Source organism: Spirillospora sp. NPDC049652, from assembly GCF_040675125.1.
Classification (GTDB): Bacteria; Actinomycetota; Actinomycetes; order Streptosporangiales; family Streptosporangiaceae; genus Spirillospora.
The window spans coordinates 1-4,660 of the sequence record NZ_JBFAOF010000575.1 but is presented as its reverse complement, the minus strand read 5'-3'; the positions used below and the strand labels follow the sequence as shown (position 1 = coordinate 4,660).

Sequence of the window (4,660 nt, the reverse complement as noted above, 5' to 3'; positions counted from 1 at the left end):
CTGCCGTCGATGGCCGCCGCCCTGGCGCTCGACCCCGACCAGGACCTGCTGCCCGACGCGCGGCGCGGCGAAGGCGTCCTGCCGGTCTACCTGGCCGCCGTCGAGGCCGCCGAGAAGCCGGGCACCGAGGTCAGCGGTACGCGGGTCGCGGGCCACGACCGCGGGCCCCGGGGACGCTGGGCCACGCTGCTCCGCCGCGTCCGCCGCACACCGCCCCCGTCCCTGGCCGAGTCCGACGCGGCCTGACCGTTCGCTGATTGGGAGAATCCGCTTCCTTTGCGTGTTCGCGCTGCTACTTTCCGCATTAATCGGTAGGTCCGGTGCGGGAGTGAGGGGCCGCGATGGGCTCATGCTGGGTGCGGAAGGCGCGGGGCCCGTGGGCGGGGCCCGGGACGGTGGCCGCGTCGGTGGCGAACGTCACGGCGTCGCGCATCACGGCGGCGCGCATCACGGCGGCGCGCATCACGGCGGTGGGAGTCGCCGCGGTGTCCGCCGCCGCGCTCACTGGATGCTCGGGCGGCGGGAGCGACGCGACGGCGTCCCTGGGCTGGTCGGCACCCGGATTGGACGTGGTGAGCAAGGCCGTGGCCGGGGACGGGATCGCGGCGGTGACGGCCCTCCGCTCCGACGGGGAGCTGGAGACCGACACCTTCGACCTGGCCGAAGGGAAGCGCCTGTGGGCGGAGCCCGCGACGATGCGGGGCCGTACCCCGGACCAGGGCGTCGCGCCTCCGGCCGTGTCCGGACGCTTCGTCTCGGCGATCGAACCGGATGACCGGGGCGCGGTCCTCGCCACGCGGGACGCCCGGACCGGTGTTCGGCTGTGGACGCGGGACGTCCGGTCGACGTTCGGCCCGCAGGCGTGCGGCCGGATGCTGTGCGTGGCGGAGCGGACGTCCGGCACAGACGCGCGGTTCGTGGCGCTCGATCCGTCCGCGAACGGTAAGGAGCTGTGGCGCATCGGCGGCGTCGCCGAGGTCGAGTGGGCGGACGCCTCGCGCGTAGTGGTGCTCCGCATGGCGCGGCATCCGTCCTTGGAGGCCCATGACCTGCGCAGCGGCCGCATCCTGTGGACCTACCCGGTCGAGGACGCCGTGGGAGGCGGCGCGGACCTCGCCGGCGGCTGGGCGTTCGGGTCGCTCGGCGACACGCTCGTCGGCTACCTCGGCCCCCACCCGTCCGGCCGCGACCGGACGCCGACCGCGTTCGGGTTCTTCGCCGTGCGGCTGTCGGACGGCGGCCGGGTCTGGGCGCGTCCCCGGCTGCTGCGGGTCTATCCGAGCGCCAGCCCGGCGGTCGCGCTGATCACCCGGCAGGTCACGCCGGACGGCGGGGACGGCGGCTTCGAGCGGCTCGACCCGGGCACCGGCCGGACGACCGCGACGGTCCCGGCCGACCGCGCGCCGCGCTCGCCCTGGTCGCTGGCGCTCCCGGCCGATCTCAGCCGGATCGGCTTCCTCGCGCCGGACCGTCCCGGCCGCGCGGTCGCGCTGAGCAACGCCGCGCCGGTCCCGGCGCGCGGACTGCGCACCTGGTCGTTCTGCTCCGTCCGGCCCGCCACGCTGAAGATCAACGACATGCCGGGTTTCTCCCCCGTCGCCCCGCTGTGCGCCTACGACCTGGGCACCGGCGGCCGGATCCCCGACCCCGGCCCGCCGCCCGCCTGGTACACCGGCGCGACCGGCGGCTGGCGCGTCTGGCGGGACGAGTCCGGCACGCTGCACGCGCTGCGCGACGCGAAGGGCACCGCGCCCGGCATGTACGGCTCCTGACCCCGTCCCCTCTGCCCCTGCGCCTCGAACCACGCGCCTCCCGCCCCGCCGCGAACGCCCCGCGCGCCACCGTCCGCACGCCCGGTCCGCGCCCTTCGCGCGGCAGGCGCGCGCCCTTCGCGCGGCGGGGACGCGCCCTTCGGATGCCGGGCGCGACCTTCATCGGGCGGCGGGAGCGGCCTCTTCAGGTGGCGGGTGCGGCCTCATCGAGTGGCGGGTGCGCCCTTCGGGCAGGGGGTGCGCGTCCTTCGGGCCGGGGGGTGGACCCGGCGTGTACGGGGGCCGGAGGCAGCGGCTACATTGCGGAGGTGACCGGCGAGTAACCCAGGCGCGCCGGGCGGCAGGAGACCGGACCGGAAGGTCCCGAAGAACAGGGAGTCACGCAATGCCCGAGGCAGTCATCGTCGCGACCGCGCGTTCCCCCATCGGACGGGCCTTCAAGGGGTCGCTGAAGGACCTGCGCCCCGACGACCTCACCGCGCGCATGGTCCAGGCGGCCATGGCCAAGGTCCCGCAGCTCGGCCCGGACCAGATCGACGACCTGCTGCTCGGCTGCGGCCTGCCCGGCGGCGAGCAGGGCTACAACATGGGCCGCGTGGTGTCGGTGCTGCTCGGCTGGGACAACGTGCCGGGCGCGACGATCACCCGGTACTGCTCGTCCTCGCTCCAGACCACCCGGATGGCGCTGCACGCGATCAAGGCGGGCGAGGCCGACGTGATCGTGTCGGCCGGCGTCGAGATGGTGTCGCGGTTCGCCAAGGGCAGCTCGGACGGCCTGCCCGACACGCAGAACCCGCTGTTCGCCGACGCCGAGGCGCGCACCGCCAAGCGCGCCGAGGGCGGCGCCGAGGTGTGGACCGACCCGCGCGAGAACGGCGCGCTGCCGGACGTCTACATCGCGATGGGCCAGACCGCCGAGAACGTCGCGCAGGCGTACGGGGTGTCCCGGCAGGCGCAGGACGAGTTCGGCGTCCGCTCGCAGAACCTCGCCGAGAAGGCCAACGAGAACGGCTTCTGGGCGCAGGACATCACCCCCGTCGAGCTGCCGGACGGCACGGTCGTCAGCAAGGACGACGGCCCGCGCGCCGGCACCACCTACGAGAAGGTGTCCCAGCTCCAGCCGGTGTTCCGGCCGGACGGCACGGTCACCGCGGGCAACTGCTGCCCGCTGAACGACGGCGCCGCCGCCGTGATCGTGATGAGCGACACCAAGGCCGCCGAGCTCGGCATCACGCCGCTCGCCCGCGTCGTGTCGACCGGCGTGTCCGGGCTGTCGCCGGAGATCATGGGTCTCGGGCCGGTCGAGGCGTCCCGCCGGGCCCTCGCCAAGGCCGGGATGAGCATCGGCGACATCGACCTGGTCGAGATCAACGAGGCGTTCGCGGCGCAGGTGCTGCCGTCCGCCGAGCAGCTCGGCATCGACATGGACCGGCTGAACGTCAACGGCGGCGCGATCGCGGTCGGCCACCCGTTCGGCATGACCGGCGCGCGGATCACCTCGACCCTGCTGAACTCGCTGAAGTTCCACGACAAGCAGTTCGGCCTGGAGACCATGTGCGTCGGCGGCGGCCAGGGCATGGCGATGGTCGTCGAGCGGCTGTCCTGATCCCGCGGCCGGAGGGTCGTCCGGCCGCCTAGAACACCGAGCGTCATACCAGCGTGGCCCGGGTTTTCCACGGTTCTTCCATGGAGGACCCGGGCCACCTGCGCGTTCACCGGCGGACATCGCTTTACGAATGATCTACGTTACGTGATGGATAGGTCCCCGTTAGGGGGTTGTCACATCTGGGCAAGGTGTTGCACAGTCAGCTGAAGAGCCCCGCGACATGGAGGTGCCTATGTCACTGAACCACTCGCCGGAGACGCACATCAAGCTCATCGCACGCATTCCGCAAGTCACCGGACGTGACATCCCCGAGTGGTTCACCGCGATCGAGAACGGCCCGTCGTTCCTTCGCTGCGACGAACGCACGACCTGGCTCGCCGAGGAACACGGCCTCTCACACGGCTACGCCGCCGCCCTCGTGCGCGAGCACGAGCGGACCCGGCGCGAACGCCACTACTGAAGAGACGCCACGCCGGACCAACGGCGCCCCACCGGCCCCGGACACCGGCGTCGCACAACCGCAGAGCTTCGCGGGAACCCGTCACAGGACAGTCCCCGCTGACGTGCCGCTACGCGAGCACGACCGTGGCGCAGAGTTCCCGCAGACGAACAGCCCCTCGCCGGTCTCCGCTTCCGGCGAGGGGCTGTTCGTGCCCTCCCGGGGACTCTCCGGCCGCGAACATCCCGCCGAACAAAACCGATATTGATCGCTTTCACTGCCATTTCGGGCGGCATCGGAGGCGGTGGGCCGGGGAGGCCCGGGGACGCCGCATCCTCGGACGCGGAGGCCCCCGGCCGTCGAGGGGCCGGGGGCTCGCTGGTGCCCCTGGTCGGATTCGAACCGACACAAAAGCTCTTTTAGGGAGCCTGCCTCTGCCGTTGGGCTACAGGGGCGGCGTCAGCATACCGGCGGTACGCGCAATTCACCGGAACTAATTCACGACCGTGACCGGTTCAGCGACCGAAACCTGCAATCCCGAGGGCGAAATCCCCCCTCCAACGCCCAATGACCGACTCGTCCCGCCGCCGCGCGTCCTCCGCCCCGGAACCAAGAGGCTCGTCCGCGCCCGCCGGACCGCCTCTGGCCCGGCCACCGGACGCTCCGGCGTGGGCGGTGCGACGGGGTGTCAGCGGCGGAGGACGGCTCGGTCTTCGACGAGGGTGGTTCCGGCGCGTCCGTCGCGGTCGCGGCGGACGGCGGTGATGGCGTGCACGCCGACCCGTCCGCTCTCGCAGGCCAGCGCGGACGCGGCGAGGTAGAGCTGCCACACGCGGGCGCGCC

The 4,660-nt window shown here is 73.2% G+C and carries 3 protein-coding genes, 1 tRNA gene and 1 pseudogene; 4 read left to right on the top strand and 1 reads right to left on the bottom strand.

Annotated features, from left to right (window positions below; translation table 11 throughout):
• From AB0J52_RS28160 to AB0J52_RS28145, 4 genes and pseudogenes are all read left to right on the top strand, one after another.
• Positions 1–246 (top strand): annotated as a pseudogene (locus AB0J52_RS28160) (SGNH/GDSL hydrolase family protein); the annotation flags it as partial.
• Positions 247–407: 161 nt separating this feature from the next.
• Positions 408–1,772, top strand: a complete 1,365-nt coding sequence (locus AB0J52_RS28155) for an outer membrane protein assembly factor BamB family protein (RefSeq protein WP_500185438.1) — start codon at positions 408–410, stop codon at positions 1,770–1,772.
• Between the two features lie 385 nt (positions 1,773–2,157).
• Entirely contained in the window at positions 2,158–3,378 is a 1,221-nt protein-coding gene (locus tag AB0J52_RS28150; protein WP_500185435.1) for an acetyl-CoA C-acetyltransferase, read from the top strand.
• A 232-nt stretch (positions 3,379–3,610) separates the two neighbouring features.
• Complete coding sequence (locus tag AB0J52_RS28145) at positions 3,611–3,838, top strand: DUF4287 domain-containing protein (protein WP_500185432.1); 228 nt, start codon at positions 3,611–3,613, stop codon at positions 3,836–3,838.
• Between the two features lie 358 nt (positions 3,839–4,196).
• Here AB0J52_RS28145 and AB0J52_RS28140 read toward each other — a convergent pair.
• Positions 4,197–4,272: transfer RNA gene (locus AB0J52_RS28140), tRNA-Leu, on the bottom strand.
• Positions 4,273–4,660 lie beyond the last annotated feature (388 nt).

What these genes read in the sequence shown, in the direction of transcription:
- AB0J52_RS28150 (WP_500185435.1), top strand. Translation starts at nt 2,158, where the DNA reads ATGCCCGAGGCAGTCATCGTCGCGACCGCGCGTTCCCCCATCGGACGG.
- AB0J52_RS28145 (WP_500185432.1), top strand. Translation starts at nt 3,611, where the DNA reads ATGTCACTGAACCACTCGCCGGAGACGCACATCAAGCTCATCGCACGC.